This is a genomic window from Fundidesulfovibrio sp. (genome assembly GCF_058402725.1).
The window spans coordinates 1-14,230 of record NZ_JBZVFJ010000026.1 but is presented as its reverse complement, the minus strand read 5'-3'; the positions used below and the strand labels follow the sequence as shown (position 1 = coordinate 14,230).

At 69.0% G+C, this 14,230-nt stretch carries 13 protein-coding genes; 8 read left to right on the top strand and 5 right to left on the bottom strand.

The features are described from left to right. The first annotated feature begins 371 nt into the window (after positions 1-371). The 3 genes from ACV4UX_RS05490 to ACV4UX_RS05480 all read left to right on the top strand — a co-directional run bounded on the left by ACV4UX_RS05490 (position 372) and on the right by ACV4UX_RS05480 (position 3,084). Positions 372-671: a hypothetical protein gene (locus ACV4UX_RS05490; RefSeq protein WP_491592317.1), complete on the top strand. Its 300-nt coding sequence runs from the start codon at positions 372-374 to the stop codon at positions 669-671. Between the two features lie 838 nt (positions 672-1,509). Next, the gene (locus ACV4UX_RS05485) at positions 1,510-2,730 is read left to right on the top strand and encodes an ammonium transporter (protein WP_491592316.1); all 1,221 of its coding nucleotides are present in this window, start codon (positions 1,510-1,512) and stop codon (positions 2,728-2,730) included. Positions 2,731-2,745: 15 nt separating this feature from the next. Continuing rightward, the gene (locus ACV4UX_RS05480) at positions 2,746-3,084 is read left to right on the top strand and encodes a P-II family nitrogen regulator (protein ID WP_491592315.1); all 339 of its coding nucleotides are present in this window, start codon (positions 2,746-2,748) and stop codon (positions 3,082-3,084) included. 91 nt (positions 3,085-3,175) lie between these two features. Here the strand turns inward: ACV4UX_RS05480 and ACV4UX_RS05475 are convergent, their stop codons facing one another. From ACV4UX_RS05475 to ACV4UX_RS05465, 3 genes are all read right to left on the bottom strand, one after another. After that, positions 3,176-3,748: a type I restriction endonuclease subunit R gene (locus ACV4UX_RS05475; RefSeq protein WP_491592314.1), complete on the bottom strand. Its 573-nt coding sequence runs from the start codon at positions 3,746-3,748 to the stop codon at positions 3,176-3,178. A 46-nt stretch (positions 3,749-3,794) separates the two neighbouring features. Beyond that, complete coding sequence (locus tag ACV4UX_RS05470; protein WP_491592313.1) at positions 3,795-5,603, bottom strand: hypothetical protein; 1,809 nt, start codon at positions 5,601-5,603, stop codon at positions 3,795-3,797. Positions 5,604-5,772: 169 nt separating this feature from the next. Next, positions 5,773-7,599, bottom strand: coding sequence for a hypothetical protein (locus tag ACV4UX_RS05465; protein ID WP_491592312.1), 1,827 nt, complete (start codon positions 7,597-7,599; stop codon positions 5,773-5,775). Between the two features lie 200 nt (positions 7,600-7,799). Here ACV4UX_RS05465 and ACV4UX_RS05460 point away from each other — a divergent pair, with 200 nt between their 5' ends. Next, positions 7,800-8,948, top strand: a complete 1,149-nt coding sequence (locus ACV4UX_RS05460; protein ID WP_491592311.1) for a pyridoxal phosphate-dependent aminotransferase — start codon at positions 7,800-7,802, stop codon at positions 8,946-8,948. 7 nt (positions 8,949-8,955) lie between these two features. Here the strand turns inward: ACV4UX_RS05460 and ACV4UX_RS05455 are convergent, their stop codons facing one another. After that, positions 8,956-9,990, bottom strand: coding sequence for a glucokinase (locus ACV4UX_RS05455; RefSeq protein WP_491592310.1), 1,035 nt, complete (start codon positions 9,988-9,990; stop codon positions 8,956-8,958). A 20-nt stretch (positions 9,991-10,010) separates the two neighbouring features. Between ACV4UX_RS05455 and ACV4UX_RS05450 the strand changes: the two genes are divergently transcribed. Both ACV4UX_RS05450 and ACV4UX_RS05445 read left to right on the top strand, forming a co-directional pair. Further along, positions 10,011-10,502, top strand: a complete 492-nt coding sequence (locus ACV4UX_RS05450; protein ID WP_491592309.1) for a hypothetical protein — start codon at positions 10,011-10,013, stop codon at positions 10,500-10,502. Positions 10,503-10,601: 99 nt separating this feature from the next. Next, on the top strand, positions 10,602-11,069 hold the full coding sequence (locus ACV4UX_RS05445) for a protein tyrosine phosphatase family protein (protein WP_491592308.1): 468 nt from the start codon (positions 10,602-10,604) through the stop codon (positions 11,067-11,069). Between the two features lie 122 nt (positions 11,070-11,191). On the opposite strand, the gene ACV4UX_RS05440 is transcribed toward ACV4UX_RS05445, so the two are convergent. Continuing rightward, entirely contained in the window at positions 11,192-12,511 is a 1,320-nt protein-coding gene (locus ACV4UX_RS05440; RefSeq protein ID WP_491592307.1) for a mechanosensitive ion channel family protein, read from the bottom strand. 86 nt (positions 12,512-12,597) lie between these two features. Between ACV4UX_RS05440 and ACV4UX_RS05435 the strand changes: the two genes are divergently transcribed. Continuing rightward, positions 12,598-13,224 carry a LysE family translocator gene (locus ACV4UX_RS05435; RefSeq protein ID WP_491592306.1) on the top strand — a complete coding sequence of 209 codons (627 nt, stop codon included), beginning with the start codon at positions 12,598-12,600 and terminating at the stop codon, positions 13,222-13,224. 51 nt (positions 13,225-13,275) lie between these two features. Further along, on the top strand, positions 13,276-14,172 hold the full coding sequence (locus ACV4UX_RS05430) for a carbon-nitrogen hydrolase (protein WP_491592305.1): 897 nt from the start codon (positions 13,276-13,278) through the stop codon (positions 14,170-14,172). The last annotated feature ends 58 nt before the right edge of the window (positions 14,173-14,230 follow it).

The following is a 14,230-nucleotide window of genomic DNA, read 5'->3' as shown; positions in this document are numbered from 1 at the left end:
CCTTGAGGGACCGCGTGGTCCCACGTTGACGTTCTCCTCGTCCGGCCCCTCTGTCCCGCTCCATCCCGGCGGGCGTGGACAGGGCCGATCGATCCTCCCTGCGTCAACGCGGGGGGGAAGGCAAGGGGCAATCGCATCGCGTCTCGAAGGGTTCCGAAACCCGGGTACACCCGGCCGTGCCCGGTCACACCCGGTCACACCCGATCACACCCGGCTGCACCCGGCCGTGCCCGGCCCTGCCCGGACCGGCCTGCCCTGCCTGCACACGACCGCCCCGGCGAGCTGGACCTGAGTCTTGACGCGCGCCCGGCCGGACCTACCTCATGAGAAACATACGAGACCTTTCAGGTCGCCTTTCCAAGGAACCAGACATGTTCGCAAACCAGACATTCAACGCCCTGACGGTGCTGCGCGCCATGCTCAAGGGCTACGCCGTGGAGATCCTCGGCGACCGCTACGCCTACGACGAGGAGACGCGCCGCGTGGGCGTGCTGCGCAAGGAGGGCGCGGACGAGTTCCTCGTCTACGCCGACATCGACCTCAACCGGTTCCTCTCCATGTGCGAGCAGGTGGACGAGGAGAAGATCCATGAGATGCTCGCCGTGCTCAACCATGACCCGGAAGAGTTGCGTCCCGCGCCCGATGTCGTGCGGGGCGAGCGCTTCCATTAGCCCGCCCCGAATCCCGGGCAGGTGACGACGCCTGCCCGTTGCTTTTCGCGCCCGCCGCCGGTCCCCATCAAGGACAGTCGGCGGGCGTTTCGTATGCTGGATACGGCGTGTGCTTCATGGCGGCGGGAGGTGGGGCGGGCGGGGAAGAAGCCTACGGCCAAAGGGCTACGCCCTCCGCACTCCCTCTCCGCTTCGCGACGGCGGGAGAGACGGCAGGGAGGAACGGTTGGGCAAACGGGGATATGTCTCCGGCGGCAAAAGGGCTACGCCCTTATGGAATCCCTTTTTGCTTCGCGGGCTTCACCGGGTACGACTACGTTGCCAGGGTTGATGCCTTTCGCGGGGAGGCTCGGCGGATCGTCTTCCGATCGGTCCGTCGAGCCTCCCCGCGAAGGGCATCAACCCTGGCTGACAAGTCACTTGCGGCTGCGCCGCCTGTCGCGCGCGAATTCCCAAAATCCGGAGAATCGGCCTACCGTCTCGTTCCGGTCGGGAATCACCATCCCGCCCCGCACGCCCGGCAGCCACCCCGTTCGACATTTTGCGCACCGGAAACCCTTTATTTTCGTCACAAATGTTCATTTTTGAAAAGAACATCCAGGCGACCCCTTGCGAGCTACATACAATATTGTTAAGAACGCTCCGGCGGTTTTCTGCGGCAACAAATTTGTCATCCTGCAAGCCGCTGATTCCACGGCAATCCACGGACCATGGCCCCTCTGGAGCGCACCTTCCGGGCGTCCAGGCGGAAAAGAAGGGCGGAGACCGCGCATCGGGCGCGTTTTCCGGCGCGCGTGCGGCCCTTCCGGCCCTGCCGACAGACTCGGGAGGCGTTTCCATGATCCAGGCGGGCGACACCGCGTTCATCCTCGTCAGCGCGGCCCTGGTGCTCCTCATGACGCCGGGCCTGGCCCTGTTCTACGGCGGCATGGTCCGGCGCAAGAACGTGCTGGGCACCATCATGCAGAGCTTCATGATGATCTCGCTCATCTCCATCGAGTGGGTCTACCTGGGCTATTCCATGAGCTTCGGCCCCGACGTGGCGGGCGTGACCGGAAGCCTCGCCTGGGCAGGCCTTGCGGGCGTGGGCGCGGCCCCCTCCGAGTACGCCCCCACCATCCCCCACTCGGTGTTCATGATCTACCAGTGCATGTTCGCGGTGATCACCCCGGCGCTCATCACCGGGGCCTTCGCGGAGCGGGTGCGCTTCGCGCCTTTCGCCGTTTTCAGCGTGGCCTGGGCCGTGCTGGTGTACAACCCGGTGTGCCACTGGGTGTGGGGCCAGGGCGGCTTCCTGAAGGAAATGGGCGTGCTGGACTTCGCGGGCGGCCTGGTGGTGCACCTCACCTGCGGCGCGGCGGCCCTGGCCTCCGTGATGGTGATCGGCGCGCGCCAGGACCACGGGCGCAGGCAGTTCTTCCCCCACAACCTTCCCATGACCCTCCTGGGCACGGGCCTGCTCTGGTTCGGCTGGTTCGGCTTCAACGGCGGCTCGGCCCTGGCGGCCGACGCCCTGGCGGGCACGGCCTTCGTCTCCACGCACCTGGGCGGCATGGCGGGCATGGCCATGTGGGTGGCCGTGGAGTGGCTCTACCAGGGCAAGCCCACCACACTGGGCGCGGCCTCGGGCGCGGTGGCGGGCCTGGCCACCATCACCCCGGCGGCCGGGTTCGTGGGGCCCAACCACGCGGTGCTCATCGGCCTCGTCGCCGGGCTGTGCTGCTACTTCGCCGTGGTGCTCAAGGCCCGGCTGCGCTTCGACGACTCCCTGGACGTGGTGGGCATCCACGGCCTGGGCGGCCTGATCGGCACGCTCATGGCCGGGCTGTTCGCCAGCAAGGCCGTGAACCCCGCCGGGGCCGACGGTCTCTTTTTCGGCAATGCGGCGCAACTTGGCGTGCAGGGCCTTGGCATCCTGGTCGTGGGAGGCTATGCCTTCGTGGTGAGCTTCGTCCTGCTCAAGGCCGTGGACGCCTTCCTGGGCCTGCGCATGCAGCCCGACGCCGAGGGCCTGGGCATGGACGTGGCCGAGCACAACGAAGCCGCCTACAACGAATAAGCGAGGTACACGGGCATGAAGCGCATAGAGATCATCACCCGCCCCCACAAGCTCGAAGACGTGAAGCAGGCCCTCACCGAGATCGGCGTCACGGGCATGACCGCCTCCGAGGTCAAGGGCTTCGGACGCCAGCGCGGCCACAAGGAAATCTACCGGGGCGCGGAATACCAGGTGGACTTCGTGCCCAAGGTCAAGATCGAAACCGTGGTGGACGACGCCATGGCCGCCAAGGTGGTGGAGGCCGCCCGCAAGGCCGCCCAGACCGGACAGGTGGGCGACGGCAAGATCTTCGTGATGCCCGTGGCGGAAGTGGTGCGCATCCGCACCGGCGAGACCGGCCCCGACGCCGTGTAGAACGCTGCCCGCGCCGACAGCCAAGGCCGGATGCCCGTGGGCGTCCGGCCTTTTTTTCGTCGCGCCGCCTGGATCGGCTGTCGCGCCCGGATCAGCCTCTGCCGGAGGGACGCGCCTTGGGGCGGCAGGCCCCCTGGCAGCAGCCGCCCGAGAGCATCTCGGAATAGGCGTAGAGGATGCGCCGCTCGCGCTCCAGGCGGTCCTCGGCCACGGCCGGGACGGGGTGCGCAAGGGCCAGGGCCTCCAGGTCGTCGTAGCGGGGCACGGCGGCCATGCCCGAGCCCAGCACCTCGCCCGAGGCCGCGGCGGCCAGCACGGCGCTCCGGGTGTCCGTGACCAGGGCCAGGGGCGCGGGCGGCGCGTGCAGGCGCGCTGCGGCCAGGGCCTCGCGCAGGTAGGAGCCGGGCTCTCCCGAGCAGAAGATCACCAGGAGCAAGGGCTCGCCCCCGGCCCCCCGGGCCAGGAGGTCCACCATGCGGGTGTAGTCCTGCCCGTCCACGGGGAAGCAGACCCCGATCTTGGCCGCCAGCCGCTCCCGGGGATAGCCCCGCTCCTCCACCAGCAGACGGGCGAGGGCCTGGCGGAACTCCTCGTAGGAGGTCTCCTCCAGTTCCTCGCCCGTCAGGTAGTCGCGGATCACCGTGCCCAGCGATTCCTCGTGCATGTCCGTCCCTCCTTGGGGCGGACAGGATAGCGCCGCCGGGCCGAACCTACAAGCCGCAGTCCCCCAGCTTTTTCTTCAGGACCTCTTCGCCGTAGGCGACCACCTTGTCGTACACCTTCTTCTCCAACAGCCACTTCACGGCCCAGCGCGCGATGCCCGGGAAGGGCGCCCTGGAGACGTACAACTCGGCCAGGGCCTTGAGGCGTGTGCGCGCCTTGCCCAGCAGTTCGGGCATCTTGTCGCGCTCGTAGGCCAGGGTCTCCCAGGCGAAGCCGTCCATCTCGGCCCGCTCATGGGCGCGGCCGAGCACCGGCAGGATGGGGATCACCGGTTCTTTCCTTCCGCTCTCCAACTCGCGCTGCTCCACGAAATTCTTCAAATGTTGCTTGTTTGCGGCGAAGAGTGGATTGGCCTGGGCCTCCGCGAAGGGGATGCAGAAGTGCTGTTCCAGGAAGCGCTGGCAGTTGCGCCTGCCCAGCAGGAAGTCGTGCTGACGGAACTTGAGCGACAGGAAGCCCCCGAAACCGCCCAGGCTGCCGCAGGCGATGGGGGCCTCGTCGGCGTGGGGGCCTTCGCGCGAAGGGGCCACAAGGAAGCGGCTGTAGACGTCGCCGTCCATGGCCAGCTGCAGCTCCTCGGGCTTGAAGCGGGCCTGCATCTTGGCCGCCGTGATCACCTTGCCCGCCAGCCAGTGGATCTCCTTGTTGTCGTAGGAATCGATGTCGGCGTTGGCGTCGCCGCCCACCACGGGGAAGGGGTCCACCATCAGCACGGCGCGCCGGACCTCCCGGGGATCGCGGGGATTGAACTTGTCCGGCCCGGCCACGCAGCGCCGCGCCAGCTCGAAGGGCTCGTTGTTCATGAGCCCGCCGTCCACGAGGAGGGTCTTGTACTTGTAGCCGGGGGCCGTGTTCCACCCCAGCCGGTCCCAGTGGGGGATGAGCTGGTCCTCCTTCTTTTCGAAGAACTTCACCTTGCCCGCAGGATCGTAGCGCTGGCTGGTGACCATGTCCCACTTGCGGACCTCGTAGTCCGCGTATTCACGGGCGTAGGTCTGGTAGCGCAGCACCAGGGGGATGGCGCTGGTGGCCTGGGCGGCGGTGCGGAAGGCGTCCCATGTCCAGTCGCGGGGTTCCCCGGGGTCCAGACGCAGCCAGTTCTCGCCCAGCGCGGAGTCCGGGTCGGGGAGGCTCTCGCCCAGGACGAACTGGAGGTAGTCGGCGTGGAGCATCATCTCGTGCCCCTCGACCCGGCCTCCGGCGAACTTCACCGTGTAGGGCACGCCGCGCATGTTGGATACCGCCAGGAACAGGTGCAGGGGATCGGCCAGGTAGGGCCTGCGCCGCGAGCCTTTCCGGGGCGTGAGGTTGTCGCGGATGAACCCCGTGAGCCACGTGCAGTCCAGGGCGGAGCGCACGAGGCCTCCGGAGAGGTCCTTGGTGTCGAGGAAGTAGAGGATGTCGGGTCCGAGCACCCAGCAGTCGTAGAGCATGTTGCCGGTGGGGGTCGGGTCGCCGGGGGATGCGCGGCGCACGGGGGCGAACTGGTCCATGAGGGAGGCCGCCACCACGGCGGCCGTGAGCCCGCCCGCCGAGGCCCCCGTGAGCGCCTTGAGGCGCACCGAGTGCATGAGTACGTGTTCCGGGGCCTCGGGACGCCAGATCCACTTCTCCGGGTCCGGTTCGTCGGGGTTGGTCACATAGGCCTGCTTGACCTCATGCCACTCGTTGAGCGCCTCCAGCAGGAAGTCCACCACGCCCGCCGTGTACGCCCCGGCGGAGATGGCCCCCGCCATGCAAAGCCCCAGTTCGAAGACGCCTGCGCCTGCCGCGTTTGCCGCGCCGCCGTTGCCCATGGAATCGACCTCCGAGGTTTGGCCTCCCGCCCGTATCCGCGCAAGGCGGCCGGTTCACGGCGTTCGCCCGGGCCTTGCGGGCCGGGCGCGTCCCATCATTCGCAGAGTGCCGCCGGAGCGGCCGGTTCATGCTCCGCCCCCGGCCTTGGGCCGGGGGCGGAGCATGCCGTCATGGCGTCTTCCGGTCCGTGGGGATGAGCTGGCTGCGCAGCGTCGCCATCTGCGCCTCGTCCGAGAAACCCGCTGGCGTCACCCGGAGCGTTTTCCCCATGGCCGCGAGGTGGCGGTTCAAGGCCTGGGCCAGCTCCACGAGGGCATCCGTGGCCAGACAGGGGGCGGGGTTGGCGGCGGCCTTGGCGGGATCCGCTTTGGCTGCCTCCGCCGCGGCCTTCTTGCATGCGATCTCTTCGCCCGCCAGCCCGGAGAGGATGCCCAGGAGGTCGTCCGTCCAGGCCGTGCGGGCGGCGACCTGATCCAGCGGCGTGACGGTGAGGGAGTTGATCTCGTTCCTGGCCCGTTCCACGCGCCGCGCGGAATCGATCTGGCCGGTCATGGAGTCGATCAGGCTGGTGAAGTAGGCGGAACGCTGGACGTAGGTTTTGCGCAGCTTGTCGAGGTATTGGCCGAAAGTGGTCTCCTGGAAGGAGTCCGGGGCGGCCTTGAGGCCCTTCACCACGTCGAACACCAGGTAGGTGTCGTCGTGAAAATAATTGGTGTTTTTTGGAATCGTGGCCAGACAGGGGGCGGGGTTGGCGGCGGCCTTGGCGGGATCCGCTTTGGCTGCCTCCGCCGCGGCCTTCTTGCATGCGATCTCTTCGCCCGCCAGCCCGGAGAGGATGCCCAGGAGGTCGTCCGTCCAGGCCGTGCGGGCGGCGACCTGATCCAGCGGCGTGACGGTGAGGGAGTTGATCTCGTTCCTGGCCCGTTCCACGCGCCGCGCGGAATCGATCTGGCCGGTCATGGAGTCGATCAGGCTGGTGAAGTAGGCGGAACGCTGGACGTAGGTTTTGCGCAGCTTGTCGAGGTATTGGCCGAAAGTGGTCTCCTGGAAGGAGTCCGGGGCGGCCTTGAGGCCCTTCACCACGTCGAACACCAGGTAGGTGTCGTCGTGAAAATAATTGGTGTTTTTTGGAATCGTGGCCGAGTCACAGGATTCGCCGGAGCCGGGAGTGCAGCGGTAGAGCTCGCCGTAGGCGTCGAAGCCCAGGTTGCGGTCGAGCATGCTTCGCGGGTCGCGGTGCTCGTCGCGCACCAGGGCGAAACGCCCGGCCTTGAGCACGGGCATGCCGTGCCGGGCGTCCACGCCCACGGGCATGAAGGCCATGGTGAAGCTGAAGATCACGTCGTCGTGACGGTCCTTGATGAGCGCGGCCCCCAGGGTGTCCAGAAGCTTGAGGGCCACGGCGGCCTCCGGCGCGGCGGTGGCCCCGAGGGTGGTCGCGCCGTGCAGCAGGGGCTTGAGCCAGGGGGGCGTGCCGTCGAGCTCGAAGACGTAGGCCTGGAGCAGCAGGGGGTGTCCCGTGTAGAGCCTGGGCATGCGCACGGGCACGTTCTTGAGGTTGAGCACCTGGCCCTGGGCCACGTCGTCGCTGTAGTAGACCAGACGGCCGGACTCGGGCGCGGTCTCGGTGTAGTCCGCGTCGCCGCCGGGGCCGAGTTCGAGGACGCGGGCCACCACCGCGATCTCCCCGCGCTTGGAGCGCTTGTTCAGGCTCAGCTCGGGAAATCCGTAGACGAAGGCCTTGCGCAGGAAGATGGCCACCGTGTCCCTGTCCGGGATCACGAAAGCGCCGGCCTCCTGCTCCGTCGTCGTCCCGGCAGCCAGCAGCGTTGCGTTGCGCCCGGGGCTCAGGGCGGGCGTCCGGGCGCTCCAGGCCTTGTCCTCCACATAGGTCACCGCGCCGTGGTTCTTGCGGGCGCAGCCCCACGCGCACGCCGACAGGACCAGCGCGCAACAGACCAGGCGCACGCCGTAATTCCGTCGGAATTTCGCCATACTCCCTCCTGACTGCGAACGATTGACCGATTACATCACACCACTATCTGCAAATTGTTCTTGATAAAACCAGACATATCGACACACATCACACACAGCCGATATACGCCACGGGAAACCAGCGCAAGTCTTTTCCAGGCAGACCCGCTTGACCCCTTTCCGCCTCCTTGCGTATGTGCCCGATTCCCAAGGAGCACCCCATGCCCAATCCAGCCTGCGACCAGATATCCTCCTTCATCGTCATGGACATCCTGGAGCGCGCCTGCGCCCTGGAGCGCCAGGGCAGGCACGTGGTCCACCTCCAGATCGGGGAGCCCGACTTCGACACCCCCGAGCCGGTCAAGGAGGCCGCCGTAAAGGCCATCCGCGACGGCCAGACCCACTACACCCACTCCCTGGGCCTGCCCGCCCTGCGCGAGGCCATCGCCGGGCACTACCGGCGCGCCCACGGCGTGGACGTGAGCCCCGAGCGCATCGTGGTCACCTCGGGCACGTCCCCGGCCATGCTCCTCACGTTCTCGGCGCTCATCCACCGGGGCGAGGAGGTCCTGCTCACGGACCCGCACTACGCCTGCTACCCCAACTTCATCACCTACGCCGGGGGCAGGCCCAGGCGCGTGCCCACCCGCCCCGAGGACGGCTTCCAGTTCACCCCGGACGCGCTGGAGCAGGCCCTGGCCCAGGCCCCGGCCCGCGCCGTGGTGCTCAACTCCCCCTCCAACCCCACCGGGACCCTCATCCCCGCAGGACACCTGGAGGCCATGTGCCGCATGGGGGCCATGGCGGTCTCCGACGAGATCTACCACGGCCTCACCTACGACGGTGAGAAGGCCCGCTCGGCCCTGGAGTTCACGGACGACTGTTTCGTCCTCAACGGCTTCTCCAAGCTCTGGGCCATGACGGGCTGGCGGCTGGGCTGGGTGATCGCGCCCCGGCGCTACATCCCGGCCATGCAGCGCCTGCAGCAGAACTTCTTCATCAGCGCGGGCAGCGTGGCGCAGTGGGCGGGCATTGCGGCGTTGAACGAGTGCGGGGCCGACGTGGCCCGCATGGTGGAGGAGTACGGGCGGCGCAGGCGGGTGCTCATCGACGGACTGGCGCGGCTCGGGCTCAAGGCCCGGGTGGAGCCCAAGGGCGCGTTCTACGTGCTGGTGGACGCCCGGCACATCGACCCCGACAGCCTGCGCCTGGCCCGGGACATCCTGGAAAAGGCCCTGGTGGGCGTGACCCCGGGCGTGGACTTCGGCCCCGGGGCCGAGGGCTACCTGCGCTTCTCCTACGCCAACTCGGTGGAGAACATCGAGGAAGGGCTGGCCCGGCTGGGGCGCTACCTGGAGGCGAGGGGCTAGGAGGGGATCAGGCGGCCGCGAGCCCCCGCGCAAGGGCCGCCGCGCCCCACAGGCCCACGGACTGGTCCGTGACCAGGCGCACCGCCACTCCGGCCAGCAGCTCCGCCATGGTGGGGCTCGTCAGAAACTCCTCTCGGAAGGCCGGGTGTTCCAGCAGAAGCGGATTGCGCGCCGCCACGCCGCCCGACACGAAAAGCCCGCCGCGCGCCGCCGTCTCCAGCACGTAGTCGCGGCAGGCGCGGCCAAGGAAGCGCGCGAACCACTGCGTCACCTGGCTCTCCGGGGTCATCCGGGCGGCCGCCTCCTGCACGGGAAGCTCCTCCCCGGTCAAAAAATGGTGGAGCAGCGCCAGGCCCGGCCCCGACACCACGGCCTCGCGGCGCAGGTGCGGCTCGCCCAGGCGCTCCAGGGCGAAGGCCCGGAAGCGCCACTCCTCGTCCGAGTCGCAGGGAAACAGGGCGTGTCCCCCCTCGGAGGCGCACACCACATAGCCCCCCAGTCCGTCCGGGACCAGCGCCGCCTTGCCCAGCCCCGTTCCGGGACCGAGCACCGCCTGGGTCAGGCTCCGGTCCATGCGGCCGGGCAGGATCTCCAGGGAGCGCTCCTCGCCCAGGAGGCGGCAGCCGTGGGCCTGGGCCGCGAAATCGTTGACCATGAGCGTTCGAGCGGGCAGTAGCCCCTCCGGCAGGGCGTCCAGGTCCAGCAGATAGGGGATGTTGGGCGCGCGGCAGAAGCGCCCCCCCACCACGGGACCGGCCGCAGCCAGCACGGCCGCCGAGACCTCGCGCGCGCCCAGGGCCTCCAGGCCCTGGCCCGCCAGGGACGCGAAGCCCTCCTGCCCCTGCGTGGGGAGCGTCGCCTGGGCCGCGAGCGTCAGGGCATCCCCGGAGGCGTCGAACAAGGCGAAGCGGGCGTTGGTGCCCCCGATGTCCGCTACGAGAAGTGTTATGGACTGTCCGTGCATGCCGGTCTCGTAGAGCGAATCCCGTTGCGGGGCAAGGGCGCGGTTGAATTCGCCGCCGCTTTCTGGGATGGTCCGCACGAACCCCAACCGGAGGCCTCATGCGCAAATCCATCCCCGCCGCCCTCGCCCTCTGCCTCTTCCTGGCCGGGGCGGCCCTGGCCGAACCCGTCCACTTCAAGTCGCTCCTCCCCATCGTGTCCGTGACCCTGCCGGGCTGGACGGCCGGAACGCCGACGGGCTCCACGGTGAAGCAGCCCCTGGAGGCCAGCGAGGCTTCGGTGGAGTTCTCCAAGGGCGACATGCGCCTGGAGATCGCCGTGTACGACGGCGGCCCGGCCATGGCCGCCGCCTTCGCCGCCGTGAGCCAGGTGGAGATGGAAACCACCGAGGAGAGCGTGAAGCCCGCCGGCGTGAAAGGCTACAGGGGCTCGCTCTTCACCCGGACCAAGGACAAGGAGGTGGACCTCGTGCTCATGGTGGCCCCGCGCTTCGCGGTGTCGCTGCACATGACGGGCTCCGCCGACGCCGCCCTGGTGCTGGACGCCGCCAACAGGCTGGACCTGGACAAGCTGGCCGCCCTGGGCAAGTGAGCCCCCCGCCCGCCCGGGAAGACGCCCCGTGAAGGGACCGCGCATGCAGCACCCCGCTCCCCACCGCCCCAAAGGACGCCCCGGGGAAAGGACAGGCCCGTGACCGACCCGGACATCCTGAACTTCGTGCGCCTGGACAACCGGCTGGCCTGCGCGGGCCAGCCGCTGTCCGGGCACTTCCCCCTGCTGGCGGCGCGCGGCTTCCGGGCCGTGGTGAACCTGGCCACCGAGGCCTCCTCCGGGCACCTGCCCGGCGAGGAGGACCTCTGCCGCGCCGAGGGGCTGGATTTCGCCTGGATTCCCGTCAACTGGGACGCGCCGGAGTCCGCCGACTTCCAGGCCTTCGAGGCCTGGCTCGCCCCCCGGCGCGCGGGGCACGTCCTGGTGCACTGCGCCAAGAACTGGCGCGCCTCGCTGTTTTGCGCGCTCTACCGCGTGCTGCGCGAAGGCTATTCCCCCGAAAAGGCCCGCGTGGACGTGCTGGAGGTCTGGGAGCCGGACGCCGTGTGGTCTACCCTGGCGCGGGAGGTTCTCGCCGCGCGGGGCCGCGCCCCCTTCCTGCCCTGACCGCGCGCCCGTCCGCAAAACGCCCTGGCGTCCTGCGACGCCGAACGACGGGGTGCGCCCTCCGCGCCCGTTCGCCCCGCTTGTCCGTGCTGCGGCGTCCGTCGCGAGGTCCGCTCCGACGCTCAGTCCGGGTCTTCCCCCGGCAGGGGGCGGTCCACCACCACGCGCAGGGGAGAGTGCACGTGCAGGTCGCGCTGGGGGAAGGGGAACTCCACGCCGCGCGCCTTGAACGCCTCCCAGATGCCCATCTGCACCGCGCTGGACACCTTGGCCAGGCCGCGTTCCGGGTGGTCCACCCACATGCGCAGCTCCAGAAGCACGGCGTTGTCCCCGAACTCCCGCAGGAGCACCATGGGCTTGGGGTTGGTGAGCACGCGCTCCTGGCCTTCGCAGGCCTTGAGCATCAGCTCCGAGGCCAGCTTGAGGTCCGTGGCGTAGGCCACCCCCACGGGAATGCGCACCCGCACGCTGGACCCCGTGTAGGACCAGTTGACCACCTTGTTGGCGACGAGCTCGTCGTTGGGGATCAGGAACGCCTTGCCGTCGCGCGTGACCATGGAGGCGTAGCGCGCGTTCATGGAATCCACCCAGCCGTAGACGCCGCCCACCTCGATCACGTCTCCGGGCTTGATGGAGTTGTCCAGCAGCAGGATCACCCCGCTCACCAGGTTGGAGACCACCTTCTGCAGGCCGAAGCCGATGCCCAGGCCCGCCGCGCCGCTGAACACCGTGAGCATGTGCACGTTGATGCCCACCAGATCGAGCGCCGAGATGATGGACATCGCATAGAGCGCTATCTTGGTGAGCTTGGACACAAGCACGCGCACCCGGGGCTTCACGTCCGCCAGCCGCTCCAGGGCCGCCTCCAGGAAGGCGCATATCTTGTTGGTGAGCGGCAGCATCACGGCCAGCAGGAGCATGGCCTTCACCACTTCCAGCAGCGAGAGCCGCTCATTGTCGAAGCTGAGCGCCAGGCCGTCCAGGTAGTTCACCAGCGGGTCCAGCGCCCCCGCGCCCTCCAGGGCGTAGAGGCCCACCACCAGCACCGTCACCAGGCGCGTCCAGCCATGCGGCAGCAGCAGCGACGCGAAGAACTGGATCACCAGCCACGCCTCCGCCACCTTGAGCCCGATCCCCGTGACCATGGCGGGCCAGTCCCAGGCCTCGGAGACCGCCTGCACCACCCGCAGGGCCAGGAGCATAGCCAGCGGGGCCAGAAAACCCGGCAGCCGCTGCGAAACCCACAGGCGCAGCTGCTCGCGGCCCTGCACCTTGGTGGCCAGGAAGCGCCCCAACGCCCGCGCCGCAAGAAGCCCCAGAGCCAGGGCCGCCAGGCAGGCCAGCGCCTGGACGAGGCCGCTCTCGTGGAGCACGTGCTCGTCCAGCCAGCCCTGGACGCCCCGCCAGCCGAACGCCAGCGGTTTTACGGTAGTCTGGTCCATGCCTTCTCCCATCACGTCGGGTGCGCCCTTGACAAGCGGCGTCCGGTGCTGTCTTTAACACCTCCCGTTCCGGGATGAAACCGCCCATGCACGACATCCTCGCATTCCTGGCCGTCGGCGCGGCCCTGGGCCTTGCCGCCGGGCTCACGCCCGGGCCGCTCCAGGCGCTCATCTGCCTGCAGACCATCACCCACGGCCCCCGCGAGGGGGCCAAGGTGGGCATGGCCCCCCTGTTCTCGGACCTGCCCGTGATGCTGGCCTGCATCCTGGCCCTGGACGCCCTCTCGGGCCAGCCCTGGGTGATGGGCGTCCTGTCCCTGGCGGGCGCGCTGGTGGTGCTGCGCTTCGGCCTGGGCGCGCTGCGAAGCGGCCCCGCCAGCCTGGACGTGGACCCCGGCACGGCCCGCTCCTGGCGCAAGGGCGTGGCCACCAACATCCTCAATCCCAAGATGATCCTCTTCTGGGCCACCGTGGGAGCGCCCACCACGCTCACGGCCTGGCACGCCTCCGGCGCGGCCTGCGCGGCCTTCCTGGGCTCGTTCTACGCCCTTCTCCTGGGCGCCAACCTGGCCGTGGCCTGGCTCTCGGGGCGCTTCGCGCGATTCCTCTCGGGGCCGGGCTACGTGTGGACCATGCGCGTGCTGGGCGCGCTGCTCGTGCTGGTGGCCCTGCGTCTGGCCTGGGACGGCATGGCGCGGCTCGGCCTTGCCTAGCCGCGCGCCCCACGCTACATCGCAGGACTCAAGACCCAACAAGGAATCGCCATGCCCCATCACAAGCCCTACACCCTGGCCCTGGTCCAGATGGCCCCGGCCGACACGACCCGGGCCTCCGTCGAGAAGGCCGCCGACCTCGTGCGCGAGGCCGGAAGACAGGGCGCGTCCCTGGTCTGCCTGCCCGAACTCTTCGCCACGCCCTACTTCTGCCAGACCGAAGACCACGCCCACTTCGCCCTGGCCGAGCCCATCCCCGGACCCACCACCCAGGCCCTGGCCCAGGCCGCCAAGGACGCCAGGGCCACCGTGGTCGTCCCGCTCTTCGAGCGCCGCGCCGCCGGGCTCTACCACAACTCCCTGGCAGTGGCCGGTCCCGACGGGAACCTGATCGGCGTCTACCGCAAGATGCACATCCCCGACGACCCGCTTTTCTACGAGAAGTTCTACTTCGCCCCCGGCGACCTGGGCTTCAAGCGCTTCGACACCCCCGTGGGACCCATCGGAACCCTCATCTGCTGGGACCAGTGGTACCCCGAGGCCGCGCGCCTCACCGCACTGCGCGGCGCGGACATCCTCTTCTACCCCACGGCCATCGGCTGGCACCCCTCCGAAAAGGCCCAGTACGGCACCGAACAGCGCGAGGCCTGGATGACCATCCAGCGCTCCCACGCCATCGCCAACGGCTGCTATGTGGCCAGCGTCAACCGCGTGGGGCACGAAATCCCGCCATCCGGCGGCGACGGCCTGGAATTCTGGGGATCGAGCTTCGTCTGCGGCCCCATGGGAACCATCATCGCGGAAGCCTCCACCGTGCTCGAAGAGATCATCCTGGCCGAGATCGACCCCCAAAAGGTGGACACCACCCGCACCCACTGGCCCTTCCTGCGCGACCGCAGGATCGACGCCTACGGCGACATCGTGCGCCGGTATATCGACGAAGAGTAAGAGTGAGAGGGGAGAGAAGAGAACCGGGGGAAACCCCTTTTTGTGAACAAAAAGGGGT